We start from the raw sequence: 23,811 nt of genomic DNA, 5'->3' as shown, positions 1-23,811 counted from the left end.
GAAGCGTAATCGGCCAATGGTCGAGCCGCCGACGGAGCCTGGCCGATTACGCGCGTTGCGCTAATCCGCCCTACTTCCAATCCCCGCGCAAATCGAGCACCTGCTTCTGCAAGCCCTCGGGCGTGACATCGTGCGGCGGCACCGGCAGCCCCACCGCCAGCGCAAGCCGCGAACGCAACCCATTGCGGAACGCCCGCTGGAATACATTCTCGCCATTGCGGCTGAGCAGATGTCCCCACAGCCCGCGCAGCGCCATCGGAATCACCGGCACCTTGGAGCGTTCGATGATCTTGGCGATACCGCCCTTGAACTGGTTGATCTCCCCGTCATGCGTCAACCGCCCCTCCGGGAAGATACACACCAGATCCCCCTCGTGCAGCGCCTGCGCGATATCGATATACGCCTTCTCCATCAGCCACGGGTCCTCCTTGGCCGGCGCGATCGGAATCGCGCGCGCGGTGCGGAAGATCCACCCCAACAGCGGCAGCTTGAAAATACGGTGATCCATGACGAAGCGGATCGGCCTCGGACTGGCCGCGCCGATGACGATGGCGTCGACATAACTGACATGGTTACACACCAGCACAGCGGCCCCCTCGGCCGGAATGCGCTCGGCGTCGATGGTGCGCACGCGGTGCACGGTGTGGATCAGCAGCCACGCCAGGAAGCGCATCAGGAACTCCGGCACCAGCGAGAAGATATAGATCGCCACCAGCGCGTTGAGCAGCGCCGTCACCAGGAACAGCTGCGGGATCGTGAAGCCCTGCCCCAGCAACACGATGGCCAGGCCGGCCGCCGCCACCATGAACAGCGCGTTGAGGATGTTCATGCCGGCGATGGTGCGCGAGATGTGTTCCGGGTCGCAGCGGGTCTGGATCAGCGCGAACAGCGGCACGATGAACAGGCCGCCGAACAGGCCTATCATCAGGATGTCGAACAGGATGCGCCACATGCCGTGCTGCGCCAGCAGCGCGATCGCGTCCAGGTGCGGGCCGGCCGTCAGCGCGGCCACGCCGCTGCCGTAGGCCAGGCTGGCGAAGTACAGGTCCACGCCGAAGATCGTCAGGCCGATGGCGCCGAACGGCACCAGGCCGATTTCCACCTTGCGCCCGGACAGCCGCTCGCACAGCAGCGAGCCGCTGCCCACGCCCAGCGAGAACACCGTCAGCAGCAGCACGAAGGCGCTATGGTCGCCGTGCAGGTAATCCTTGGCGAACACCGGGAACTGCGACAGCACCAGCGCGCCGTAGAACCAGAACCACGAGTTGCCCAGCATGGACAGGAACACGGTGCGGTTCTTGCGCGAGAAATTGATATTGCGGATCGATTCGCTGACGAAGTTCCAGTTGATCTTCAGGTCGGGCGCCGGCGCCGGCGAGCTGGGAATGCGGTAGGCGGCGATCAGCCCGAGGACGGCGAAGAAGATGGTGCCCCCCGCCTCCAGCAGGATGCCGTGCGGCTGCTGCACCACCAGGATGGCGCCGAGGATCTCTCCCAGCAGAATGCCGACGAAGGTGCCCATCTCGGTCACGCCGTTGCCGCCGATGAGTTCCTCCGGCTTGAGCTGCTGCGGCAGATACGCATATTTGACGGGGCCGAACAAGGTCGAATGCACGCCCATGCCGACCACGCCCAGCACCAGCAGCCACAGTGTGTGTGTCATCCAGCCCACGCCAGCCACCAGCATGATGACCAGTTCCAGCCACTTGATGAAGCGCGTCAGCCCGGCCTTGTCGAATTTATCGGCCAGCTGGCCGGCGGTGGCGGAAAACACCACGAACGGCAGGATGAACAGCCCGGGGATCAGGTTGGTGACCAGGGACGGCGACAGCGTGGTCCAACTGAGCGCGTCGAAGGTGATGATGACGATCAGCGCGGTCTTGAACAGATTGTCGTTGAACGCGCCGAGGAACTGGGTCCAGAAGAACGGCGCGAAGCGGCGTTGCGTCAACAGGGAGAACTGATTGGGCTGGCTCATATCGTGCAAATCCTTGCTATCTGGAAATTCCGGAAAGATTGAGCGGATTATAACCGCATGCCGGCCCGCGCCGGCATGCGGATGTGGAAGTCAGTGGTGAGCCAGATCAAACAGCCGGCGCGGCCATCGGCGCGCCTAGGCCGCTTGCCGCGCCATGTCCTGTTTGACCGATGGCGCGCGCAGCGACCAGACGCTGTGCGGATCGCCATGCAGGCCGCGCCGCAGCACCGCGCGCGCCATCTTCCAGTACAAGGCGGCGGCCAGCAGCGCCACCACCGCCACGCCGACGGTGACGCCGTCGCCGCGCATCAGCGCCAGCAGCGGATTGAGACCGGTGGCGATCCAGTGCGACAGCGGAATGGCCAAGGTCAGCACGGCGCACGCGGTCAGCAGCTCGTGGGCGGCGCGCGCCGGCGGCCGGGCGAAGGCCCACACCACCGCCAGCCAGAACACCGTGTAGTAACTGCGCGACTCCCACAACGGCAGCTGCCCCGGCGCCGCCGGCGCCAGCTTGTTCATCACGAACATCGCGGAGACACCCGCCACGCAGCCGAGGCAAACGCCCAGCGTTGCCTGCGCCATCAGCCGTCCGCTGCGCGGCTGCACCAGGCTAAGACGCTTGCGGCGCGCCTCGATCCACAGCAGATTCCCGCTGTAGAACAGGAAGGCGCCGGCGATACCGAGGATGAAGTACATCCACTGCACCGCCGCGTGGCCGAAGTTACCGAAATGGAGCGCCTGTAGACTGCGCAGGAAGCGCATGCCGGGACTGAAATTCTCCGGCACCACCACCCGCTGCACTGCGCCGGTGCTGGCGTTGAGCACCACCGCCGAACTGCTCGACACGGTGTTTTGCCGAACGTCGCCTGTCACCTGCACCTGCGCGTTGGCGTCGCCGGCTTCCTGGTACAACAGGCTCTTGACCTCCATGCCCGGCGCCGCGCGTTCGACGGCCGCCATCACCCGCGCGACCGGCAACAGTGGCGCGGCCACGCCGCTGGCGACAGGCGACGCAGCCACGTTGATATCGGCCGCAACAAGATTAAGGAGCTTGCCGTCGAAGACCAGGTACTGGAAAGGCGCCAGCAGGATCAGTCCCAGCCCCAGGATCGCGCTGCTCCACGCATACATGATGTGGAACGGCAGCGACAGGATGCCGATGGCGTTGTGCGCGTCCTGCCACATGCGCTTGAGGTTCTTGCCGATCCTGAGCGCGAACAGGTCCTTGAAGAAGGTGGGCGCATAGATAATCACGCCGGTCACCAGCGCCAGTCCGTACAACACGCACACCGCGCCCAGCGTGTACAGGCCGAAGCGGTCCGGCAGCCCCGCCGAGTAATGCAGGCGGTAGATGAAGTCCATCAGGTGCGAGCGCTCCTCGAACTCTTCCAGCTTGCCGGCGGCGTCGAGGCGGAAATGGCGCTCGCCGGCGGTCAGCACCAGCTCCGGCTCATAGGCCGACGGCAGGCTCATGTAAAACATCTTGCACGCTTCCGGATGCGCGGCGAGCACCGCGTCGATCAGCGCCTGCGGCCGCGATTGGGCCGCCGACGGCGCGACTTGCGGAACAGGCGTCTGCCATGCGTGCAGCTCGGAGTGGAACAAGGTGATGGAGCCGGCGTAGAAAGCGATGAACAGGCCGAAGCCCGCCACCAGTCCCACCCACGTGTGGACCGAAATAAAGGTGCGCAGGGTCGATGATTTCATCCGGCGATCCTTAACAGGCCGCCGGCCTTCGACAGGTGCAGCACGGCGTAGCCGAGCAAGGTGGCGCCGCCCATCCACAGCCAGGCGCGCAGGCCGGTGCGGAACAGGAAGGCGATCGTCATCGCGCCTATCCAGAACAGGACGAACATCAGCAGCCATGGCAGCGTGGTGCGGGCCTGGTCCCGGCTAAGCAGCGCGCAGATGCCGACCACGATCACCGCCAGCGGCAATCCGAGAAAAAGGGCGGCCGTCGATTTACCCCACATGGCGCGCCTTCGGTTTGGCTGGATTGTGCGGCCGGCGGCGGCGCAGCCAGGCGTCGGCGTAAGGCAGCAGCACCAGCGTCGTCATGAACCCCGTCAGCGCGACGCACACGCCGCACCAGAAGCCGTAATCCCGCACCGCCGCCGCGATGGCGCCGGTGGCCAGGGGCACCGACAACCAGCGCAAAAAATATTGGCGCGCCAGCGCCGCCGGCCACAAGGCCTGGTGCGGCGAGGCCAAATATAAGTACAGGGCGGCCAACGCCGCCACGATGATGCTGATCCAGTTCACCGCATCCATCCCTTCGCCTGCCGGCCGATAAACGACAAATTTTAGATGAGAATGATTTGCATTCCAAGTTAAATTTATCGATTTGGCATCGAAAGGCGGGACCGGCCCGGAATTGCTAGGGTTTGACGCCCACCAGATTGATCAACGTCTCCTCGCGCACCGCCTTCGGTTTGATGCGCAGCGCCGTCTCCAGAATACCCAGGTCCTCGCGGCTCCACCACAGGAAGGGATACGACACCGAACCATCCGGCACCGAGAAACCGGCCGCGCGCACCATCGCCAGGTACTCCGGCGCCGTCTTCTGCACATCCATCGGATGGCGGAACAGCAGGCGGATGATCCACGAGTGGATATAGCGCTTGGTCGATTCGGCGAACAGCAGCACGCCGCCCGGCTTGAGCACGCGGTAGAACTCCTGGATCGCCCGTTCCTGGTCGATCAGGTGATGAAAGGTCTGATGGCAGAACAACAGGTCGACGGAATTATCTTCCAGCTTGATGTTCGAGCTGGAACAGCAAATGAAGTCGGCCGGGATGTTCAGCGCCGCCATCTCCTTGGCCGATTCCTGCAGCATCTCGGGATCGATGTCCATGCCGATCAAGCGCTTGGGCGCAAAGCGCTGGTGCAGCTTGCCCAGGGAGCGGCCAAAGCCGCAGCCCACATCGGCCACCACGTCGTAGCCGCGCCGATCGGCCGGCATCATGCGCTCCAGGTCCGCCAGCGCGCGCTCCAGCACATGGACGGTCCAGGTCTCGGTGCGCAGGAACCATTTGCCGAATGCCGTCTCCGGAACATGGGGATCGCCGGAAGGCTGCGTTAAATCAAAATTGGCGCTCATAAGATCTTCATCTATATTGGTTTAATAAAATTAGAGGTGCGCGGCGACAACGTGAATTCACGTACAATATCCATCCCTCGTCGTTCGTTAATCCCGTGTTAGTCCTTCGTCCCCGCCTGCTGCTTGCAACATTGTCATTGCTACTATTGAGCGCTGCCGCCGCAGGCCAGGACACGTCCGCAGTCTTGGCAGCGCCCGTGCCCATGCCGGCTCCTGTGCGTTTTCTGCTCACCTTCGACGACGGCCCCGCCGCCGCCGCCAGCGACAATCCCACCGTGCATATCCTCGAGACGCTGGCCCGCAATCCTCTGCAGGACAACATCAAGGCCGTGTTCTTCACGCAGACCCGCGCCTGGCACGGCGGCGGCACGGACGTCGGCCGCGCGCTGATCAAGCGCGAACACGACGAAGGCCACATCGTCGCGCTGCACACCGCCACCTTGTTCCACTCGAACCACCGCTTCATGAGCAAACAGACGCTGGACGAATCGATGCGACAAGGCGTCGATGACCTCACCGGCATCACCGGCGTCGCCCCAAAGCTGGTACGCCCGCCGTTCTGGGCCTACGACGCAGAAACGCTGGAGTCCTACCGCCAGCACGGCATGCGCATGCTGCTGACCGACCTCAATGCCAACGACGGCAAAATCTACGGCATCAACTTCAGCTGGCACAAACGTTCGAACATGCTCAAACACCTGGCCGAGACGCGCAAGCGCTGGGCCGCTGGCGCCATGCCGGCGGTCGATGGCAGCACGCCGGTCGTCGTCACCTTCCACGACGTAAACACCTACACCTCGCGCCACATCCAGGAGTATCTCGACATCCTGATCGACGTCGCGCGTGAACTCGACGTGCCGCTCGCGGCCAAACCGTTCTACGACGACCACGACGAACTGGAACGCGCCGCACTGGCCAGCACCGTCAACAACCCGGACGCCAAGCCGCAGCTGCCGGGGCTGTGGAACTGGCTGTGGCAGTAATGCCAAAATCAATCTGAAACACGTAGGGCGGATTAGGCGGAACGCCGTAATCGGCCATCGATGAGCCGCCGACGGCCCATGCATGGCCGATTACGCTGCGCTAATCCGCCCTACGTAATCAGACTGACGACTTCCATCCTCGGCGCCTCGTCCAGCGGCAATTCGCTACAGATCACCACAGACAGCTCGTCATGCGGCACGGCGACATAATGTCCGCCAGCGCCCCCACCCAGCTTGAAGCGCGCTTCCTTCTCGCTCCACATCCGGTAAAACCCGTCGACGCGCCGCGCCTCCGGCAATCCCTCCCAGCGCGCCATCTCGCGCGCGTCGAACGCCTGCGCGGCCAACGCGGCCAGGTCGCGCCCGGCGTCGCGCATCTCGATATCCAGACCCAGGGCGGTCTGCGCGCTCACCGCGCAGGCGACCCAGCGGCCGCTATGCGCGATGCTGAAGCCGGGCATGCCGCCCTTGACGACGGGCGACACCAGCAGCGGCGCCTTGCCGACCTGCTCCTCCAGTTGGATTTCCCGCGCATCGACGTTCAGCAAGCGGCCCAGCGCCTTGCGCAGCAACACGCGGCCCACCACGAACTGGCGCAGCCGCTGCGCGCGGACAAAGCGCTGATAGCGCGCCAGCTCGCCCGCCGACAGCCAGTCGCGAAAACGCAGCAGATCGGCGTCCGCCACCGCGTCCGCGTCCACCATCCACAGCGTCGCCTCAGTCATGGACGCCGGCTATCACTTGGCCAGCTTGACGAAATCGCCCTTGAGCGCCACGCCGGCCATGATGGCGCCGTCCGCGCACTCGTACTCGGTCTGGCTGGCGAATTCCTGGTCCTTGAAATTGCTGACGATGTTGACCACCGCGTCCGCGCCGACTTCGGTGGCGCGCTTCTGCAACGCCAGCATGGCGGACAGGAACACCCAGTTGCAGGCTTTTTCTGCGGACTTGCCGAAGCCGTTGGTGCGCTGGCTGGTCTTGTCGGAGGTGATTTTGCTTGCCACCTTAGGCGTTTGCTGGTCGGCGAAATAGAACTTCACCGAGTCGCCCAGGCGCTGCTGCGCGTCGTTGGCGGCCATGGCGCCGGCGATAGGGAACTTCACCATCTTGTCGTCCGCCGAAGCGGAGAACGAGGCGGTCAGCGAAACAGCCAGCATGGCTGCGGTAACGAGGGTTTTTTTCATTGTCGTCTTCCTATTTAACGTACCGTTTAAAAATCAGAGAAGTGTTGATGCCGCCGAAGGCGAAGTTATTCGACATCACGTACTCGCATTGCAGCGCGCGGCCTTCGCCGGCGATGTAATCCAGCTGCGCGCACTCGCCGTCCACTTGTTCAAGGTTGATGGTCGGCGCGAACCAGCCCTCGCGCATCATCTCGATGCTGATCCACGCCTCCAGCGCGCCGCACGCGCCCAGGGTATGGCCCATATAGCTTTTCAGTGAGCTGATCGGCGTCTTGTCGCCGAACACCGCCAGCGTCGCCTGCGATTCGGCGATGTCGCCCTGCTGCGTGCCGGTGCCGTGGGCGTTGATGTAACCGATGTCCGCCGCCTGCAAGCCGGCGTCGCTCAACGCCAGCCGCATCGCCTTCTGCATCGTGGCCGCATTGGGCTGCGTGACGTGGCAACCGTCGCTGTTGGTGCCGAAGCCCACCAGCTCCGCGTGTATCGTCGCGCCGCGCGCCTGCGCATGGTCCATATCCTCAAGGATCAGACAGCCGGCGCCCTCGCCGATCACCAGGCCGTCGCGGCCGGCGTCGAACGGACGCGGTGTGGTGTGGCCGGCGTCGTTGCGGGTACTGGTGGCGAACAGCGTGTCGAACACCGCCGCCTCGGTCGCGCACAGCTCCTCGGCGCCGCCGGCAACCATCGCCAGCTGCTTGCCGGCGCGGATAGCCTCGTAGGCATAGCCTATGCCCTGGCTGCCGGAGGTGCAGGCGCTGGAGGTGGTGATCACGCGCCCGGTGATGCCGAAGAAGACGCCGATGTTGACCGGCGCCGTGTGCGACATCATCTTGATGTAGGTGGTGGCGTTGATGCCCTTGGTGGTGCGCTCCTCCATCATGCGGCCGAAGTCGCCGATGGCGCTCGGCGTGCCGGCCGAGGAACCGAACGACACACCCAGGTCGCCGCCCTTGAGCAGCGGATGATCGAGCAGGCCGGCGTCGGCCAGCGCCAGCTCGGTGGCGCGCGTCGCCATCAGCGCCACGCGGCCCATGCTGCGGATGGCCTTGCGGTTATAGCGTTCGGTCAGTTCGAACGGCGCGGCCGGCGCGCCCAGGCGCGTGTTCAGGCCTTCGTAATCGGACCAGTCGTCCATGTGCACGACCGCGTTGCGGAACTCGCCCAGGCGCTGGCGCACGGCCGCCCAGTCGTTGCCGATCGGGCTGATGCCGGCCATGCCGGTAACGGCGACGCGGCGGCTCATGCCAACCCGCCATTGACGGAGATGACCTGGCGCGTGATGTAGCCTGCCTCCTCGCCGATCAGGAAGCTGACGGCGGCCGCCACTTCCTCCGGCTTGCCGACGCGGCGCGCCGGTATCAGCTTGAGCGCCTCGTCCATCGGCACATCGCCGATCATATCGGTCTCGATCAGGCCGGGCGCCACGCAGTTGACGGTGATGGCGCGCTTGGCCAGTTCCAGCGCCAGCGCCTTGGTGGCGCCGATGATGCCCGCCTTGGCCGCGCTGTAGTTGACCTGGCCGCGATTGCCGATCAGGCCCGACACCGATGCCAGGGTGACGATGCGGCCCGGCTTGCGCCGCTGCACCAGCGGCATCACCAGCGGATTGAGGACGTTGTAAAAACCGTCCAGGTTCGTTTGCAGCACGATGTCCCAGTCCTCGCCGGACATCGCCGGAAAGGCGTTGTCGCGGGCCACGCCGGCGTTGCACACCACGCCGTAGTAGCAGCCATGTTGTTCGATGTCCGCCTCCAGCGCGGCGGCGGTGGCCGCGCGGTCGCCGATGTCGAACTGCAGCACGCGCACTGCGCGCCCCATTTGCGCAATCTCCTGCGCCACCGCGTCGGCTTCGGCGCGCTGGCTGCGGCAATGGAGCACCACGTCGTAACCGTCGCGCGCGAGACGCAGCGCGATCGCCTTGCCGATGCCGCGGGAAGATCCCGTCACCAGCACGCTCATGGACTTGTTCTGATTCATGCTACGTTTCCATCTTTGAGAAATTGATTGACATTATCGGGCTGGAAAACAGTCACCGTCGCCGTGGCCAGGGTGGCAGCGTTGATATCCGCGCCCGCATCGGCCGGGACGATCCGGCAATCGAAGGCGCCCAGGCCGTTCTCCGCCTGCAGCACGCGGTGCACATGCACCAGCAGCACGCTGCCCGGCGCGAAATAAGGCACGCTGGTCTCGTACTTGCGCGAGCCAAGCAGGAATCCGACCTTGACGGCGTCGCCGCGTTGCCGCGCCAGCCAGCCCGCGTGCGCGGCGATCGCCTGCGCCATATATTCGATGCCGACCCACGAGCCGACACCTTGTTCGGTCGCCAGCACGCTGCCGGCGTGGATGCGTACTTCCGCGCACAGATTGTCCGCGTCGGCGCTGACCACGCGTTCGAGCAGCACCATGTGCCCGGAATGCGGCACCAGTGTGTCGACATCGGGCATCGGGTCGGGCATTGCGGCCATCATGCCGTCCTCCCCAGCACCAGCGCCGCGTTGGAGCCGCCGAAAGCGAAAGAACTGCTCAGCACAAGGCGCAAGGGACGGCCAAGCGCCGCCCCGGGCGGCACCAGGTTGAGCGCCGGCAGCGCGGGATCGGCGGCGCCGTCCCACAGATGCGGCGGCAGCCTGCCCTGCGGATTATCGTCCTGCATCGCCAGCCAGCACAGCGCCGCTTCCACCGCCGCCGCCGCGCCCAGGGTGTGGCCGGTGAACGGTTTGGTCGAGCTGACCGGCACTTCAAGCCCGAACAGGGATTCGATCACGCGCGACTCCATCGCGTCGTTTTGCGGCGTGGCCGTGCCATGCATGTTGACGTAATCGATCTGCGCGGCGTCAAGGCCGGCGCGTTCCAGCGCCTGGTTCATCGCCAGCCGCGCGCCCACGCCGGCCGGATCGGGCGCCGACATATGGTGGCCGTCCGACGACTCGCCCCAGCCCAGCAAGGCGACCGCGCCGGCCTCCCCCGCTGCGCCGGCATCGGCGCTCATCAGGAACAGCGCGCCGGCTTCGCCGATGTTGATGCCGTGGCGGTTGACGCTCATCGGGTTGCACTGTTCGTCGCTGACCGATTCCAGTGACGCGAAACCGGCCACCGTGAAGGTGCACAGCGAATCGACGCCGCCGGTCAGCACGGCGTCGCATAGCCCCATCTTGATCAGGCGCGCCGCGCTGGCCATGGCCTTGGCGCTCGACGAACAAGCGCTCGAATGCACGTAGGCGGGACCGGCCAGCCCCAGTTCATTCGCCAGCATGACCGCCGGCGATCCCATTTCCTGCGGATCGTAGACGAAGTGCGGCGGCAGCACGCCGTCCGCACAGTAGTCGCGGATGGCCTGCTCGGTCTCGCCGATGCCGGAAGTGCTGGTGCCGATCACCACGCCGACGCGATCGGCGCCGTAACGCGCCACCGCCGCCTCGACGGCCGGGCGGATCTGCGCCAGCGCGGCCAGCGCCAGCGCGTTGTTGCGGCTGCGCTGGCGCGCGGGCAAATGATCGACCGACGGCAGCGCCGCGAGCACGCGGCCCAGCGGCAGCTCGCGGCCCGGCGACCATTCGCCGGTCATCGCCACGCCGCTCTCGCCGGCGTACAGGCGCGCCTTGACCTGCGCATGGCTATCGCCAAGCGCGCAGATGATACCGCAAGCGTTCAGATAAAAATTCAACATGCTACCGTCTCGGTCAATCTCGTTGGGCCCATTAGGCTCAAGCTCATTAAGCTCATTGGCCTTCCTGCGCGAACTGTATCGTCAGCTTATAGTGATAACGCAGATTCTCCAACACCACCGTGCCGCTCCAGCGCGGCGTGCCGCTATAGACAATCCGCATGATAGGCTCATTTTCCAGGTACAAGGTGCGCGTCGCCCCCTGCTCGGCGATGCGCCAGCCCGCCGGCAGCGCGGTGGCGATCGATTCGGCCGGCCACAGGGTCAGTTGCATGTCCTCCAGCACGTCCTCCGGGCGCACCTGCGAGGGCAGCATCACATGGCGCCAGGAGGTCAGTTCCTTGCCGTCGTAGCGCATGGTCAGCACGCGCTGGCCGAAGGCCAGGCCGACCACGTCGATCGCGTCCGGTTCCACCTGCAACGCCACATCCAGATCGTCGGTGCGGCCTTCCCGTTCCACCTTCAAATGCTGCTGTACGCTGATCGACGTTCCCAGCGCGGCCGGCGGCAGCTTCAAGCCCAAACGCGCCTGCGGCGGCGGCGTCGTGGCGCAGCCGGCCAGCAACGCAAAGATCGCCAGCACCGCCAGATGCAGGCCCTGGCGCATCCGGTGCCCGATCATTGCGGCGTGCATAAAGCCTCCAGCGCCGCCAACCTGCGCGGCGTCTCCTTGACGAACGGATTGCTCAGATCCCAGGCGTAGCCGGCCAGGATGGCGGAGATCATGCGCTTGACCTCGGGCTGCTGATTCCGGTGGAAGATGATCTTTTGGAAGCCGCCCGCGTACCAGGACTCGACAAACACGCGGAACGTGTCCACGCCCTTGCGCAGCGGCGCGCCAAAATCGGCCTGCCAGTCGACCGTCTCGCCCGCGAACTGGCGCTGCAGCGCGGCGGCGGCAAGGCTGGCGGACTTGAACGCGATGGTCACGCCGGACGAGAACACCGGATCGAGGAATTCGCCGGCGTTGCCCAGCAACGCGTAGCCCGGCCCCCACAGTTTTTCCACATTGGCCGAATAGCCGACGATCTGACGCGCCGGCGTATCCCACTTGGCGTCGGCCAGCAAGGCGCTCAGCGACGGGTCCTCCGCCAGAATCGCTTGCAGCCGCTCGGTCGGCGTGCCTTCATAGCGGTCCAGGAAGCTGGTCTCCGCCACCACGCCCTGCGAGCAGCGGCCGCCGGCGAACGGAATGGTCCAGAACCAGACGTCGTCGTGCTTCGGATGGACCGTCACGCGGATCTTGTTGCGGTCGAAGCTACCACGTATGCCGTCTTCGACGTGCGTGAAAATGGCGCCGCGCACCGGGAAGTTGGACGGCGTCTCCAGTTTCAGAAGGCGCGGCAGGATGCGGCCAAAACCGCTGGCGTCCAGAATGAATCCGGCGCGTACCTGATACTGTTCGCCGTCCGGATTTTTGACGGTGACAAGCGCCGGGGCGCCGTTCTCACCCAGCTCGATGTCAAGCACCTCGTGGCGGTGGCGCACCTCGGCGCCGAAGCGCGCCGCCTCCTTCGCCAGGATGTGGTCGAAGTGGGCGCGCTGCACCTGGTAGGTGGTGCCCCAGCCTTCCGAGTGCTTGTCGCGAAAATCGAAGTCGGTGTACTCGCCATCGCGCATGAAGGCGGCGCCGTTCTTGAACTGGAAGCCCGCCTCCACCACCGCCCGCAGCATACCCGCCTGTTCGAGGTAGGCCATACTTTGCGGCAGCAGGCTTTCGCCGATCGAGAAACGGGGGAATTCCTCGCGCTCGATCACCAGCACTTGCCGTCCCTGCTGGCGCAGCAGCGCGGCGGCGACGGAACCGGCCGGGCCGGCGCCGACGATCAGAATTTCAACGGTTTCGATAGTCAGTGCGTCAGTCATGCTTGCTTTCTTTGATGGTGCCAAAACAGGGGACGATCAGCCAGGCCAGCGCGATCCCCAGCAGCATGGTCAGGCCGAAGGCCTGCAACGCCGGGGTTTTGCTCAGGCCCAGTAGTCCGAACGACAAAAACGTGCTCGATGCCGACATCCCCACCGCCATCCACGCCGCGTTGCCGCGATTGTCGGGCCGCTCCTGCATGAAGATGCCATAGTCGACGCCAACGCCCAGCAACAGCAACAGGGCCAGCACATGGAACAGCTGCAGATTCTGCGATGCGAAGCCAAGGATCGCCAGGGTGGCGACGCTGGCCAGCGCGGTGGGCGCCAGCACGCGCCAGGTGCGGCCGCGATAGCGCGGGAACAGCATCGCGAACACCAGGGCGTAAGCGCCCAGCACCACCCAACTCATGTTCTCGCGGTAGCGGCCAAGCACCGAAGAAATCTCCGCCACCTTGTCGACCCATTGCACGCCGTGCAAGCCGTCAGCCGCGCGCATGACATCCGGCACCGCCGCCCGGCCAAGGCCGCGCAGCGCGACGATGCTGGCGTGGACGCCGCCGGTGTCGCCCAGCCACAGGTGGCGCGACGGCTCGCTGGCCGGCGACTTCAGGAAATCCTCCGGCGTCAGCGGCGTACCGGCCGCCAGCAGTCCGGCGCGGGTCGCGGCGATCCACTGCGCGTCCTCGCCCGTCTGTTTGGCCAGGTTAGCCAAAGGGCCGTCGTCGCCCAGCAGCTTCTGTTCGATCAGCGCGCGGCGCTCGGCCTGCGCACGGGCGGACGGCACCCAGTTCGACACCGCCTGATAGCCGGTGATGCCGCCGCTCGCGATCAACTTGTCCAGCTTCGCCTTGAGCGCTTCCTCGCGTTGCAGCACCTCTTCGGCGGATGCGCCGCGCACCAGGAAATACTGCACCGGCGTCGGCGCGTCCGTCAGCTTGCTCAACTTGATCTGGTCGTCGATCAGGTGCTTGGGCGGATTTTGCAGCAGGCGGATATCGTCGTTGGCGCCAAGGCGGCTGATGCCGTAGGCCGCCGCCAGCACGAAGATCACCGCCGCGGCCAGGGTGGCGCGGTTCAGGCGCAGCACGGGCCAGCGCCGCAGCGCGTCGCCGTACACCCGCACCAGCGCGCCGGCCTTGAGCGCGCGGGGGCCGATCAGCGCAGGGAACCAGAACACCACTGTCAACCAGGCGAAGACCAGGCCGAGCGCCGAGAACACCGCCATCTGGCGCAGGCCGGGGAATGGCGTCAACGCCAGCCCCATGTAGCCGATCACCGCCGCCAGCAAGGTCAGTCCAAGTCCCGGCAGCAGGCGTTTGAGCAGCGCCGGCGAATCGAGCTTTTCGTCAGCCGACAGGCGATTGGACAGGAAGTAAATGCCGTAGTCCTGCGCGACGCCGATCAGGCTTGCGCCGAACACCAATGTCATCAAGTGGATCTGGCCGAACACCAGCCAGCACACCGACAAGGCGCCGAGGAAGCCGATGCCGATCGACAGCATGATCAGCGAAATCGGCTTGAATGAATGGAAGGCGAACCACATCAGCAGGATGATGCCGAGCAGCGAGCCGATGCCGATGGTCGAGACCTCGCCGCTGGCCTGGGCGCTCGCCTCGGCGGCGTGGAGGATCACGCCGGCCTGGATCAACTCCACCTGCGGCGCGGCCTTGCGGGCGGCGTCGGCGGCCTGCTTGAGCAGCGGCAGCACGGTCTCCTGCGCGGTCATCGACAGCGCGGGCACCTTGAGGGTCAACGGCAGCAGCACGTACTGGCGCTGCGCATCGGCGACAAACAGATGGCCGTCGCGCGGACGCACCGGCGTCTCCCGCGCGCGTTCCTGCACCCAGCCGGCGAACAGGCCGAACGGGTCCTGCTGCCAGGAGCCCAGTTTCGGTCCGCCGAAGGGGCTATACAATTTGCCCAACGCCGTCTCGAGCCAGAACTGCGGCGGCTGCGCGCGCAACTGCGCCTCCTGCTGCGCCGTCAGCAGGGTCAGACTATGGCGCTGGAACAGCGACAACCAGTCGCCCTGCGTTTTTTCGTTGATCTGGATAGCGTCGAACAAGTCCTTGCGCGGCGCCAGCACCGCGTTGTAGGCGTCGGCCGCGCGTTTGGCGTCTTCCCAGTCGGCGGCGCCGACCAGCACGATGACGCGTTGCTGCGCCGCGTCGACCATGTGCGAAAACGATTGCTGCAGCACCGGGTCGCGCTCCTGCACCGGCAGCAGCGCCATGATGTCGGTATTGGGCACGATGCGCTGGACCAGCCACAAATAGGCGTTATGCCCCAGCAGCAGGCACACCACCACCGCCCATAGCAGCGCGAGTTTTCTGGTACCCGTCAAAACAGCGCCGCCTCTTCCTTGGTCATCGCCGCCTCGCCGGTCTGGATCGCGGAGAAGACGATGCTGGTCTTGTCGCCGCCCGCCTCGCTCATGACGATGTTCTTGACGTAGGCGCCGCCATCGAGCTTGATGGTGCCGATGGCTTTTTCCAGCGCCGCCTGGCGCGCCTTGAGCGCCACGTTCCAGCTGGTGGCGTCGACCGTGCCGTCGACTTCGAACAACGATTCGAGCTGCCCCAGGTCGCCGGACAGCAGCGAGAACAACACGTTGTTGATCATGCGGACCGTCGGCTCGGTCTTGGCGTCCAGCCGCATGGCGACGCGGTCGCCCTGGTAGTTGACGATTTCGTCGCGCGTCAGCCGCAAGGTGCTCGGGAAAGGCTGCAAGGTGCGCCACAACACGCCCTTGCCGGCGACGACGCAGAAGCGGCCATTGGAGGCGAGCGGTTTTTTCATGCCGGCCAGCTGCTTGGTCTGGTCGAAGCGGCCGCACATGATGGGCGGCTTGGCCAGCATCGCCTGTATCTTCGCGACCGGCGCGGCGGCCTGCGCGGGATTGAACATCGCCAGCGCGGCCGCCAGCAAAACGGTTTTCACTTTATTCATACAGGCTCGATTCCCAGTTTTTCGAACAGCACCGGCGGCGACACGAAGCACATCTCCTTGGTGGCGATGTCGACGGCGACCATGGTGGTGGTGGCGCGGTTGAGGCGCTTGCCGGTGTCCGCGTCGGTGATCAGATAGTCGATCTTTAAACGGTTTTCCCATTCGACGATATCGGCGCGCAGCTTGAGCTTCTGGCCGAAGGTGGCCGAACCGACGTAGCGCAGCTGCATGTCGATCACCGGCCAGGAATAGCCGGAGGCCTTCATCTGCGGGTAGTTGTAGTCTATCTTGTCCAGCAAAGCGCAGCGCACGACTTCCAGGTACTTGACGTAGCGGCCGTGCCAGACGATTTCCATCGGGTCCAGGTCGAAGAACTGCACCTGCATCTCGATCTCCGCGAACCAGCGGCTTTCCTTGGCCTTACGCATACAGGTCCCATGATTTGGCGCGGATGCGCTCCAGCAGCAGGCGCAGGTCCGGTTCCAGGCGGCGGTCTTCCTCGACCGCCTTGATGTCGGCGGCCAGCGCCTCCTGCATCGCCGCCAGCGCGGCGTGCGGGCGCAGCTCGGGGCTGGCCTGGCAGCGCAGCCAGACGCCCTGGCGCACGGTGATCAGCAGCGCGGCGACCACCTGCTCCGTCAATTCCAGCACGCGCAGGCAGTCGCGCGCGGCGATGGTGCCCATGCTGACCTTGTCCTGGTTGTGGCATTCGGTCGAGCGCGAGAACACCGACGCCGGCATCGTCAGCTTGAGCGCTTCGGCGGTCCACGCCGAGGCGCTGATCTGCAGCGCCTTGAGACCGTGGTTGATCGCCGCGCGCGGGCCGGTGGCGCCGGACAGGTTGGCCGGCAGGCCGTGGTTGTAGCGGCTGTCGACCAGCAACGCCATCTGGCGGTCCAGCAGGTCGGCCAGGTTGGCCACGGCGTTCTTCATGCCGTCCATGGCGAAGGCGATATGGCCGCCGTAGAAATGGCCGCCATGCAGCACGCGCTCGTTCTCGGCGTCGATCAGCGGATTGTCGTTGGCGCTATTGAGTTCATTCTCGATCGAGGCGCGGAAGAACGGCATGGCGTCGGCCAGCACGCCGATCACGTGCGGCGCGCAGCGGATCGAGTAGCGGTCCTGCAGGCGCTTGCCGTTGCGTTCCCACTGGTCGGTCGGCAGGTCGGTGCGCAGCCACGCCGCCACCTGCTGCATGCCGCCGTGCGGCTTGACCGAGAACAGCACCTCGTCGAAGTGATGGGCGTTGCCGTCCATCGCGAACGACGCCATCGCCGTGATGCGGGTGGTCAGCTTGACCAGATAGTCGGCGCGGTCGTAAGCCATGCAGGCCAGCGCGGTCATCACGGCGGTGCCGTTCATGATCGCCAGCCCCTCCTTCGGACGCAGTTTCAGCGGCGTGATGCCCGCTTCGCGCAGCGCCTGCGCGGCCGGCACCTGCACGCCGTCGCGCCACACTTCACGCTCGCCGCACAGCACCGCCGCCACGTACGACAGCGGGGTCAGGTCGCCGCTGGCGCCGACCGAACCTTCGGACGGGATCAGCGGCAGCAGGCCGGCGTCCAGCAGGCGGGTGATCTGCAGCAGCAGTTCGACGCTGACGCCGGAATATCCCTTGCTCAGCGACGCCAGGCGCGAGGCCAGGATCGCGCGCGTCTGCTGCGGCGTGAAATACTCGCCAAGGCCGACGCCGTGATAGGTATACAGGTGGTGCGGCAGCTCGGCCACCAGTTCCGGCGGCACGGTGACGGTGCAGGAGTCGCCATAGCCGGTGGTGACGCCGTAGATGGTGCCGTCCTCGCGCAGCAGCCGCTCGAGGAAATCGGCGCCGCGCGCGATGGCGGCGCGGAACTCGGGATCGTCGGACAGCGCGGCGGCCGCCCGTCCTTGCGCGATATCGACGATGTCTTCGATCGTCAGGCGCTGCTGATCGAAGCACACGGTGCGCGCGGCGGTATTCAGTCGGGCTGTGTCAACGGGGTACATCGGAACGCTCCAATTCGGGTAAATGCCAAAAATCGTAAAAATTAAACCATTGCAGCGGCGCCTGCACGCAGTGGTGCTCCAGCCGTTTGGCGTAGTCGCAGGCCAGCGCCGCCAGCGCGGCATCGCGCTCCTTGCGCGGGATGCGCACCGCGTCGCGGAACCGTTCGAAATACACGTCCGAACGCGCGCCCCTGCGCATCGAGAACAACAGGTACACGGGGCATTGCAAAATACTGGCCAGTACATAAGGGCCGACCGGGAAGGCGGCCGGCGCGCCGAGGAAATCCGCCACCGCCACGCGCGGGTTGTGCGAGACGGGAACGCGGTCGCCGGCGATGACGACGAATTCGCCCCGCGCCACGCGCTCGGACAGCAGCATCGCGGTGGCCGGCGACATGTCCGTCACCTGCATCAGATTGAGCTGGCTGGCGGGATTCATGGTGCCCAGCATTTCGTTGAAGGCCTGCGCATGCTTGGTGTGCACCAGCACCGTGAGTTTGATGTCGTGACGCTGCCGCGACAGCACGCGGCACAGCTCCAGGTTGCCCAGGTGGGCGCAAATCATCAGGCCCCCGCGCCCTTGCGCCACGGCGTCGGTGATCAGCTCTCCACCGTGCAGCGCGACGCTGTCGACGTCGAACAAGCCGCCCCACAACAGCATCTTGTCCAGGATGCTCTCGCCGAAGGCGGCGAAGTGGCGCATCACGCCGGGCTGCGCGCGGCCGCTGAAACGCTCCATGCGCCGCAGGTAATCGCGCGAAGCGCCGCGCGGCAAGGGCTTGGTCAGGACGTACCACGCCAGCACCGGATACAGCACCACGCGAAACGGCCAGCGGCCGAAAACGCGGCAGATCCAGAACAAGAAACGCATGCCGGCGACAAAACTGATTTCGTTGATCGCGGCCCAGTGCAGACTGCGCGCGCTCAAGGTGTCCGCCACTTCCGCGCCAGCAGCTTGGGGATGCGTGGCAGCATGCCGAAGAACAGCACCGTATGCATCCATGTGATCAGCACATTGTCGCGCCAGACGCGGAAATGCGACACGCCATCCGCAGGATAGGACACGCGGGTCGGAAGATTGATGACTTGCAGGCCGTCCCAGAACAGCCGGACAAGAATGTCGGTGTCGAAGTTCATGCGCACGCCGATGGCCTGGCGAGCGGCCAGCGCGTTGACCGGCGCCACCGGGTAGACCCGGAAACCGCACATCGAATCCTTGATGTCGAACGACAGCGTGTTGATCCAGACCCAAATGTGGGTGGCGTAGCGGCCGTAAAGGCGCGCCTTCGGCACCGATTCGTCATAGACCGGGTGGCCGGCGATGATGGCCTCCGGGTGGGCGCGCGCCTGCGCCAGGAACTTGGGCACGTCGTCGGTCCGGTGCTGACCGTCGGCGTCGATTTGCAGCACGTGGCTGAAGCCCAGTTCCGCCGCGCGGCGAAATCCGCCGAGCACCGCAGCCCCCTTGCCCTGGTTAGGCGTCAACCGCACCAATGTCACGCGGTCCGGATTGGCCTGCGCCAGCGCGTCCAGCACGGCGGCGCATTCCGCGCTGCTGCCGTCGTCGACCAGAGTGCACGGCACCTCGTGGCGCAGCAGGCCGGCCAACACCGCGCCGATGGCGTGTTCATGGTTGTAGACCGGGACGACGATGCAAGGTTTGAAGTGCGATGGATTAAGCATCTTCGCCCCCCGCCAGCAATACGACCCGGCCGCTGGAGTGCTGTCCGGCGTCGGACGCGTAGCGGAATTGCAGGTTGCCTTTGGCCGCGTCATGCAGCAGTTCCAGGCGCACCGGCTGCGACGGCTGTATCACCTGCTGGAACTTGAGCGCGTTGATGCCTTTAAAGATAGCCGGCAAAGTAAAGTACTGGCGGCCGTAATGGATCGCCCAGTCGACCTGCACCACACCCGGCAAAATCGGCGCGACGTCGAAGTGGCCGTCGAAATAATAGAGGTTGGACGGCGCCGTCACCTCCAGCAGAACGCGGTCGCCGGTGCGTTCGAGCTCGCGCACATGCGGCAGGCGCGGACGATTGTCGACGCCAGGATCAGTGTCCGCTTGGTCCTTGTCCAGCAGCGCCAGCAAGGCCGCCATGGTGGTCTTGCCCTGCGCGTTGACCGGCAACTGATCCAGATAGCGCCAGCGGCGCGGCAAGGCCACCAGTTCCACCGTCGCCGTCAACGCGGCGCGCAAGCGGGCGTTCAGCGCGGTCTTGCCGCCGGCCGCCAGCAGTGCGCGGCCGGCGGCGGTCGGCACGACGAACGCGGCGACCCGCTGGCGTTCTCCGGCCGCCGGGTCGCACAGGATGACGCGCGCCTCGGCGGCCAGACCGGTGCCGGTGATCGTCGCCTCCATCGCGCTCAGCGAGATGCGCTTTTCCTCTATTTTGACAATGCGGTCGCTGCGCCCGCGCAGCACGAAGCGCTGTTCGCCGTCACGGGTGGCCCGCCCGGCGCGGTCGGCCAGGGCCAGCCAGTCGTCGTCCGGCAGGTGCGGCGAGCGCACTTCCAGTCCGTCGTCTTCGCCAAGGCGCCACGCCACCGTCGGAAACGGCAACCACGAATCGTCGGCGCCGGCGCTGCGCTGGCGCCAGGCCACGCCGCCGGTCTCCGAGCTGCCGTAGACTTCCACCGGCACCTTGCCCAGCAAGCCGCCCATCGCGAACGCGGTTTCCGGCGCCAGCGGACCGCCGGAAGAGACGACGCCGCGCAGCATGTCCTTGGCGCCGCTCCAGTCCAGGTGATCCGGCAAGCGTTTCAGATGCGCGGGACTGGCGATCAGCACGCACGGGCCGGCCGCCAGCGCCGGCGCCAGCGCCTCCGGGAAGACGATGCTCAGGGCGTGGATGGCGCGGCCGGACGTCAGCGGCCACAGGACCTTGAACAACAGGCCGTAGATGTGCTGGTGCGACACCGTCGCCAGGATCGCCGCGTCGCCCGCCGCCGCGCCGAACAACAGGTCGAGCGTTTCGACCTCGTTCGCCATTTGCGACAGTTTTTTCGGGATCGCCTGCGCGGCGCCTGTGCTACCGGAGGTGAATACCACCAGTGCGGGGAAGTCTGGATCGAGCGCGCCACCGATGTCGACGCCATCGCCTGCTAGCTGCGATGGCTGCAACGGTCGCAGCAGCGCCGGGAACTCCCCGAGGAAGCCGTCGACCGATTCGCGCAGCGAGGCGCACGTGGCCTCCAGCGTATCGGCGCTCAGCCAGATGGTTTTACCGGCATGCCATGCGCCCAGCAGGGCCGCGCCGAATTCGATGCTATCTTCCAGGTACAGCGCGTAGTCGCGCCCCGCTTGGCCGCGCAGCAGCGCGTGCCAGGCCCGCGCGCGCGTCAGGAACTGTTCGTTGGTGACGCCTTCGCCCGCCGACCAGCCGACGATGCCGGTGGCCGGCCGCGCGCACATAGCGGCGAACAAATGCTCGATACGATCAGACATGGTGCAGCCGCTTGAAACGCATCCGCACCAGATACTCGGCGCCGAACAGGACCGCCATCAGGGCGTACGAAATCACGCCCGTGTACAGCGACCACACGGCCTCGGAGGCCCACAGCGCGGTCGCCAGCGCGATCAAGCCGTTGATGACAAAAAATACGCACCACACCTGCGTGACCGAGCGCATATACGCCTGGGCCGGCGGCGGAAAATCCTCGCCGCGCAGGCGCGCCATGCGCTCGACGGCGGACATCGGCGTGGTCAGGCTCCAGGCGAAGCCCGCCAGCAGCGCGGCGCTCACCAGCACCGGATAAAGCTTCAACGGCAGCAGCAGGTTGCTCCAGATCGCGCAGGCGACCAGCACCAGGCCGCCCGCGACCGACCAGCGCGCGACGCCGCTCAATTTGAGCGCGGGCAGGCGCGTGGCCACCGCCAGCAGCAGCAGGCCGGCCAGCCAGCGCGGTTCCACTTGTCCATGTCCCAGCCAGATCGCCAACGGATACAGCAGCGTCAACGCCGCCGTCAATACAGTCATCGGCATCGCGATTAAGCCGCCTGCTCCGTCATGCCGGCCAGCGCGTCGACCACGTCGCCGATGGTGCGGATGGTCTTGAACACCTCCGGCTGCAAACGCTTGCCGGTCAGTTGCTTGAGCTTGACGGCCAGGTCGACCGCGTCGATGCTGTCGATATCGAGATCGGCGTACAGGTTCGAATCGGCGGTCAGTCCCGCTTTATCGAGTTCGAACATATCGGCCAGCAGATCGATCACCCAGGCTTGCAGTTGGTCCCTGCTCATGTCATTCAAAGCTATCATGTCGTGCTCCCTTATTTCTTTCTATGGGTCTCGATCATCGCCGCCAACGCCGCGACCGACGCGAAATGGCGGCGCGTGTCCTCCGAATCGGCGGACAGCGAGATGCCGTACTTCTTCTGCAGCGCGACGCCCAGTTCCAGCGCGTCGATCGAATCGAGTCCCAGGCCGTCCACAAACAACGGTGCGGCGCTGTCGATATCGTCCGGCGTGATATCTTCCAGTTGCAGCACTTCGATGATCAGTTCTTTCACTTCCAGTTCAAGCATGACGTTGGTACTTCCCGGTAAAATAGTCTTGTAAAAATTCCGTCAACTGGCGCGCCGCCATCACTTCGCTGGCGCCGTTGCCCGTAAACGTCTCGATCGCCAGGTCATCCTGGACGTCTATCCGTATCAACACCCGCCGCGACGGCACGCGCCACCACTTCTCGCCCTTGCCCAGCGTGAGCGGCTCGCAGCGGATCAGCACCGGCGTCATGGCGCGCCCGCCGCGCACCGCGATATTTGCCGCGCCGCGCTTCATGCTGATGACGCCATCGGCCGGCGTCCGCGTCCCCTCCGGGAACACGATCAGGTTGTTACCGCGCCGCAGGGAGGCGATGCAATCGTCCACCAGCGCCGCCCCGCCCTCGTTGTTGATGTAACCCGCCGCCCGCACCGGCCCGCGCGTGAAAGGATTGTTCCACAGCGCCCCCTTGACGATGCAGTCGGCGTTCTTCACGAAGGCCATCAGGAACACGGTATCGATCAAGGTCGGATGGTTCGCCAATATCAGCAGACCGCCCCGTTCCAGTTTCTCCAGGCCGCGCACCTCGTAACGCAGCACGCCCAGCGCGCGCATCATGTCCACGTAGGTGCGAAACGCCATCCGTATCAATTCGCGCGCCGCCGCCACGCGCCGCTCCTTGCGCCGCACCGCCAGGTTCAAGACCGGGAACAGCACGATGCGCATCAACAGCCCGCCAACGCCAAACACCGTAAAACTCAACCCTGTGGCGAACACCCGCCAGTACAGCGACAGCCTGGCCAGCGCCGCATCAAGCATCGCGGCTCCAGCTCCAGCGCATGCGGCCATCGCAGCGCTCCATCCGGCTTGCCCCGCCCAGGTGAAACGCCGCCACGGCCAGGCCGCCCGGCATGCCGGACGATGGCGCCTCGTCGCTCGCGCTCCAGCGCAAGGCGATGGCGTCACTGTCATCGGCGGCGGCGGTCATGAGCCATGCCCACGCGTGCGGCTGCTCCTCGCACTCCTGGAACGGCAAAAACAATTCAGGCAGCTGGCAATCGGAAGCCACCAGCAGCACCATTTGCGCGCCGTCGGCCAGCAGGCCGCACGCCTCGATCACCGCATGCTCGATCGTCGCCGCGCCGGCGGCCAGCGCGATGTGGTTGGCGCGGTCGCGGCGCGCGATGGTCAACAAGCCCGCCGTCGCGTTGTGCACCGACATGCTGAACGCCGTCGGCGACAATGCCTCGCCGCGCGCCAGATCGCTCAGTAGCTCGAGCGCGCGCGACACTTCGCCGTGGCGCGAACAAAAAACAGTGGGGATATTCGTAGCCCGGTCTTCAGACCCGTCGCCGCGTCCGTCGAGGCAGCGGTAGGCCACTTCCAACGCCATCTTCCCCAAAAATCCCGCCCGCCGCCGCAACATCGCGGGCATCGCCTTGACGCCGGGCTCCTCGCCGGTGACGATGCGATGCGGCGCGCGCGCCCACTGCGCCCACGCCTCGGGCGTGGTCAGGCCGGGCGCCCATGCGGCGTGACTGACGATTGAAAAGGTGACGCCATGAGTGCGCATGTTAACAAATAATCCAGAGTTCTGAGGTAAAAGAAGGTACGAACT

At 65.7% G+C, this 23,811-nt stretch carries 26 protein-coding genes; 1 reads left to right on the top strand and 25 read right to left on the bottom strand.

The annotated features are described in order from the left end of the window. Positions 1–70 precede the first annotated feature (70 nt). From NHH88_10225 to NHH88_10205, 5 genes are all read right to left on the bottom strand, one after another. Positions 71–1,978 (bottom strand): MFS transporter, encoded by a 1,908-nt coding sequence (locus NHH88_10225; protein ID USX16128.1) that lies wholly within the window; start codon positions 1,976–1,978, stop codon positions 71–73. A 135-nt stretch (positions 1,979–2,113) separates the two neighbouring features. Then, positions 2,114–3,685, bottom strand: coding sequence for a PepSY domain-containing protein (locus NHH88_10220; protein USX16127.1), 1,572 nt, complete (start codon positions 3,683–3,685; stop codon positions 2,114–2,116). After that, positions 3,682–3,951: a hypothetical protein gene (locus tag NHH88_10215; GenBank protein USX16126.1), complete on the bottom strand. Its 270-nt coding sequence runs from the start codon at positions 3,949–3,951 to the stop codon at positions 3,682–3,684. Before NHH88_10215 ends, NHH88_10220 begins: the two co-directional genes overlap by 4 nt. Continuing rightward, entirely contained in the window at positions 3,941–4,249 is a 309-nt protein-coding gene (locus NHH88_10210; GenBank protein ID USX16125.1) for a hypothetical protein, read from the bottom strand. The genes NHH88_10215 and NHH88_10210 overlap by 11 nt, the downstream gene beginning before the upstream one ends. A 106-nt stretch (positions 4,250–4,355) precedes the next feature. Beyond that, the gene (locus NHH88_10205) at positions 4,356–5,078 is read right to left on the bottom strand and encodes a methyltransferase domain-containing protein (GenBank protein USX16124.1); all 723 of its coding nucleotides are present in this window, start codon (positions 5,076–5,078) and stop codon (positions 4,356–4,358) included. A 203-nt stretch (positions 5,079–5,281) separates the two neighbouring features. Here NHH88_10205 and NHH88_10200 point away from each other — a divergent pair, with 203 nt between their 5' ends. Next, on the top strand, positions 5,282–6,061 hold the full coding sequence (locus NHH88_10200) for a polysaccharide deacetylase family protein (protein USX16123.1): 780 nt from the start codon (positions 5,282–5,284) through the stop codon (positions 6,059–6,061). Positions 6,062–6,171: 110 nt separating this feature from the next. Here NHH88_10200 and NHH88_10195 read toward each other — a convergent pair whose 3' ends face one another. From NHH88_10195 to NHH88_10100, 20 genes are read right to left on the bottom strand one after another with little or no spacing between them, the layout of a single operon-like run. Next, positions 6,172–6,786 carry a 4'-phosphopantetheinyl transferase superfamily protein gene (locus NHH88_10195; protein USX16122.1) on the bottom strand — a complete coding sequence of 205 codons (615 nt, stop codon included), beginning with the start codon at positions 6,784–6,786 and terminating at the stop codon, positions 6,172–6,174. 12 nt (positions 6,787–6,798) lie between these two features. Beyond that, positions 6,799–7,245, bottom strand: a complete 447-nt coding sequence (locus tag NHH88_10190; GenBank protein USX16121.1) for an excinuclease ATPase subunit — start codon at positions 7,243–7,245, stop codon at positions 6,799–6,801. 10 nt (positions 7,246–7,255) lie between these two features. After that, positions 7,256–8,488 carry a beta-ketoacyl-ACP synthase gene (locus NHH88_10185; GenBank protein USX16120.1) on the bottom strand — a complete coding sequence of 411 codons (1,233 nt, stop codon included), beginning with the start codon at positions 8,486–8,488 and terminating at the stop codon, positions 7,256–7,258. Then, positions 8,485–9,222 carry a 3-oxoacyl-ACP reductase FabG gene (gene fabG, locus NHH88_10180; protein ID USX16119.1) on the bottom strand — a complete coding sequence of 246 codons (738 nt, stop codon included), beginning with the start codon at positions 9,220–9,222 and terminating at the stop codon, positions 8,485–8,487. The genes NHH88_10185 and fabG overlap by 4 nt, the downstream gene beginning before the upstream one ends. Beyond that, positions 9,219–9,713 (bottom strand): 3-hydroxylacyl-ACP dehydratase, encoded by a 495-nt coding sequence (locus tag NHH88_10175; GenBank protein USX16118.1) that lies wholly within the window; start codon positions 9,711–9,713, stop codon positions 9,219–9,221. The genes fabG and NHH88_10175 overlap by 4 nt, the downstream gene beginning before the upstream one ends. Continuing rightward, positions 9,710–10,912, bottom strand: a complete 1,203-nt coding sequence (locus tag NHH88_10170; protein USX16117.1) for a beta-ketoacyl-ACP synthase — start codon at positions 10,910–10,912, stop codon at positions 9,710–9,712. The genes NHH88_10175 and NHH88_10170 overlap by 4 nt, the downstream gene beginning before the upstream one ends. Positions 10,913–10,964: 52 nt before the next feature. Next, positions 10,965–11,516, bottom strand: coding sequence for a DUF3261 domain-containing protein (locus tag NHH88_10165; protein ID USX17315.1), 552 nt, complete (start codon positions 11,514–11,516; stop codon positions 10,965–10,967). A gap of 11 nt (positions 11,517–11,527) precedes the next feature. Beyond that, positions 11,528–12,763: a tryptophan 7-halogenase gene (locus tag NHH88_10160; protein ID USX17314.1), complete on the bottom strand. Its 1,236-nt coding sequence runs from the start codon at positions 12,761–12,763 to the stop codon at positions 11,528–11,530. A gap of 4 nt (positions 12,764–12,767) precedes the next feature. After that, positions 12,768–15,119 carry an MMPL family transporter gene (locus tag NHH88_10155; protein ID USX16116.1) on the bottom strand — a complete coding sequence of 784 codons (2,352 nt, stop codon included), beginning with the start codon at positions 15,117–15,119 and terminating at the stop codon, positions 12,768–12,770. Next, a complete protein-coding gene (locus NHH88_10150) occupies positions 15,116–15,724 on the bottom strand; it encodes an outer membrane lipoprotein carrier protein LolA (protein USX16115.1) in 609 nt (202 codons plus the stop codon). Before NHH88_10150 ends, NHH88_10155 begins: the two co-directional genes overlap by 4 nt. Continuing rightward, positions 15,721–16,152: an acyl-CoA thioesterase gene (locus tag NHH88_10145; protein USX16114.1), complete on the bottom strand. Its 432-nt coding sequence runs from the start codon at positions 16,150–16,152 to the stop codon at positions 15,721–15,723. Before NHH88_10145 ends, NHH88_10150 begins: the two co-directional genes overlap by 4 nt. Then, a complete protein-coding gene (locus NHH88_10140; GenBank protein ID USX16113.1) occupies positions 16,145–17,710 on the bottom strand; it encodes an aromatic amino acid ammonia-lyase in 1,566 nt (521 codons plus the stop codon). Before NHH88_10140 ends, NHH88_10145 begins: the two co-directional genes overlap by 8 nt. Continuing rightward, on the bottom strand, positions 17,697–18,638 hold the full coding sequence (locus NHH88_10135; GenBank protein ID USX16112.1) for an acyltransferase: 942 nt from the start codon (positions 18,636–18,638) through the stop codon (positions 17,697–17,699). Before NHH88_10135 ends, NHH88_10140 begins: the two co-directional genes overlap by 14 nt. Beyond that, on the bottom strand, positions 18,635–19,393 hold the full coding sequence (locus tag NHH88_10130; protein USX16111.1) for a glycosyltransferase family 2 protein: 759 nt from the start codon (positions 19,391–19,393) through the stop codon (positions 18,635–18,637). Before NHH88_10130 ends, NHH88_10135 begins: the two co-directional genes overlap by 4 nt. Beyond that, on the bottom strand, positions 19,386–21,155 hold the full coding sequence (locus tag NHH88_10125; GenBank protein USX16110.1) for an AMP-binding protein: 1,770 nt from the start codon (positions 21,153–21,155) through the stop codon (positions 19,386–19,388). Before NHH88_10125 ends, NHH88_10130 begins: the two co-directional genes overlap by 8 nt. Continuing rightward, complete coding sequence (locus NHH88_10120; protein ID USX16109.1) at positions 21,148–21,693, bottom strand: hypothetical protein; 546 nt, start codon at positions 21,691–21,693, stop codon at positions 21,148–21,150. Before NHH88_10120 ends, NHH88_10125 begins: the two co-directional genes overlap by 8 nt. 5 nt (positions 21,694–21,698) lie before the next feature. Further along, positions 21,699–21,968: an acyl carrier protein gene (locus NHH88_10115; protein ID USX16108.1), complete on the bottom strand. Its 270-nt coding sequence runs from the start codon at positions 21,966–21,968 to the stop codon at positions 21,699–21,701. Positions 21,969–21,979: 11 nt separating this feature from the next. After that, on the bottom strand, positions 21,980–22,234 hold the full coding sequence (locus NHH88_10110; protein ID USX16107.1) for a phosphopantetheine-binding protein: 255 nt from the start codon (positions 22,232–22,234) through the stop codon (positions 21,980–21,982). Further along, the gene (locus tag NHH88_10105; GenBank protein ID USX16106.1) at positions 22,227–23,012 is read right to left on the bottom strand and encodes a 1-acyl-sn-glycerol-3-phosphate acyltransferase; all 786 of its coding nucleotides are present in this window, start codon (positions 23,010–23,012) and stop codon (positions 22,227–22,229) included. Before NHH88_10105 ends, NHH88_10110 begins: the two co-directional genes overlap by 8 nt. Then, positions 23,005–23,766 carry a beta-ketoacyl synthase chain length factor gene (locus NHH88_10100; protein ID USX16105.1) on the bottom strand — a complete coding sequence of 254 codons (762 nt, stop codon included), beginning with the start codon at positions 23,764–23,766 and terminating at the stop codon, positions 23,005–23,007. The genes NHH88_10105 and NHH88_10100 overlap by 8 nt, the downstream gene beginning before the upstream one ends. Positions 23,767–23,811 lie beyond the last annotated feature (45 nt).

Source organism: Oxalobacteraceae bacterium OTU3CAMAD1, assembly GCA_024123915.1.
Taxonomy (GTDB): domain Bacteria; phylum Pseudomonadota; class Gammaproteobacteria; order Burkholderiales; family Burkholderiaceae_D; genus Rugamonas.
The sequence above is the reverse complement of the archived record's forward strand: the minus strand, read 5'-3'. Positions and strand labels throughout refer to the sequence as shown.

Excerpts from the sequence above, each read along its gene's own strand:
- NHH88_10115 (USX16108.1), bottom strand. The coding sequence starts at position 21,968 with ATGATAGCTTTGAATGACATGAGCAGGGACCAACTGCAAGCCTGGGTG.
- NHH88_10210 (USX16125.1), bottom strand. The coding sequence starts at position 4,249 with ATGGATGCGGTGAACTGGATCAGCATCATCGTGGCGGCGTTGGCCGCC.
- NHH88_10200 (USX16123.1), top strand. The coding sequence starts at position 5,282 with ATGCCGGCTCCTGTGCGTTTTCTGCTCACCTTCGACGACGGCCCCGCC.
- NHH88_10215 (USX16126.1), bottom strand. The coding sequence starts at position 3,951 with ATGTGGGGTAAATCGACGGCCGCCCTTTTTCTCGGATTGCCGCTGGCG.
- NHH88_10150 (USX16115.1), bottom strand. The coding sequence starts at position 15,724 with ATGAATAAAGTGAAAACCGTTTTGCTGGCGGCCGCGCTGGCGATGTTC.
- NHH88_10130 (USX16111.1), bottom strand. The coding sequence starts at position 19,393 with ATGCTTAATCCATCGCACTTCAAACCTTGCATCGTCGTCCCGGTCTAC.
- NHH88_10125 (USX16110.1), bottom strand. The coding sequence starts at position 21,155 with ATGTCTGATCGTATCGAGCATTTGTTCGCCGCTATGTGCGCGCGGCCG.
- NHH88_10220 (USX16127.1), bottom strand. The coding sequence starts at position 3,685 with ATGAAATCATCGACCCTGCGCACCTTTATTTCGGTCCACACGTGGGTG.
- NHH88_10110 (USX16107.1), bottom strand. The coding sequence starts at position 22,234 with ATGCTTGAACTGGAAGTGAAAGAACTGATCATCGAAGTGCTGCAACTG.
- NHH88_10185 (USX16120.1), bottom strand. The coding sequence starts at position 8,488 with ATGAGCCGCCGCGTCGCCGTTACCGGCATGGCCGGCATCAGCCCGATC.
- NHH88_10190 (USX16121.1), bottom strand. The coding sequence starts at position 7,245 with ATGAAAAAAACCCTCGTTACCGCAGCCATGCTGGCTGTTTCGCTGACC.
- NHH88_10170 (USX16117.1), bottom strand. The coding sequence starts at position 10,912 with ATGTTGAATTTTTATCTGAACGCTTGCGGTATCATCTGCGCGCTTGGC.
- NHH88_10195 (USX16122.1), bottom strand. The coding sequence starts at position 6,786 with ATGACTGAGGCGACGCTGTGGATGGTGGACGCGGACGCGGTGGCGGAC.
- NHH88_10225 (USX16128.1), bottom strand. The coding sequence starts at position 1,978 with ATGAGCCAGCCCAATCAGTTCTCCCTGTTGACGCAACGCCGCTTCGCG.
- NHH88_10100 (USX16105.1), bottom strand. The coding sequence starts at position 23,766 with ATGCGCACTCATGGCGTCACCTTTTCAATCGTCAGTCACGCCGCATGG.
- NHH88_10105 (USX16106.1), bottom strand. The coding sequence starts at position 23,012 with ATGCTTGATGCGGCGCTGGCCAGGCTGTCGCTGTACTGGCGGGTGTTC.
- NHH88_10120 (USX16109.1), bottom strand. The coding sequence starts at position 21,693 with ATGCCGATGACTGTATTGACGGCGGCGTTGACGCTGCTGTATCCGTTG.
- NHH88_10165 (USX17315.1), bottom strand. The coding sequence starts at position 11,516 with ATGCGCCAGGGCCTGCATCTGGCGGTGCTGGCGATCTTTGCGTTGCTG.
- NHH88_10175 (USX16118.1), bottom strand. The coding sequence starts at position 9,713 with ATGATGGCCGCAATGCCCGACCCGATGCCCGATGTCGACACACTGGTG.
- NHH88_10140 (USX16113.1), bottom strand. The coding sequence starts at position 17,710 with ATGTACCCCGTTGACACAGCCCGACTGAATACCGCCGCGCGCACCGTG.
- NHH88_10145 (USX16114.1), bottom strand. The coding sequence starts at position 16,152 with ATGCGTAAGGCCAAGGAAAGCCGCTGGTTCGCGGAGATCGAGATGCAG.
- fabG (USX16119.1), bottom strand. The coding sequence starts at position 9,222 with ATGAATCAGAACAAGTCCATGAGCGTGCTGGTGACGGGATCTTCCCGC.
- NHH88_10205 (USX16124.1), bottom strand. The coding sequence starts at position 5,078 with ATGAGCGCCAATTTTGATTTAACGCAGCCTTCCGGCGATCCCCATGTT.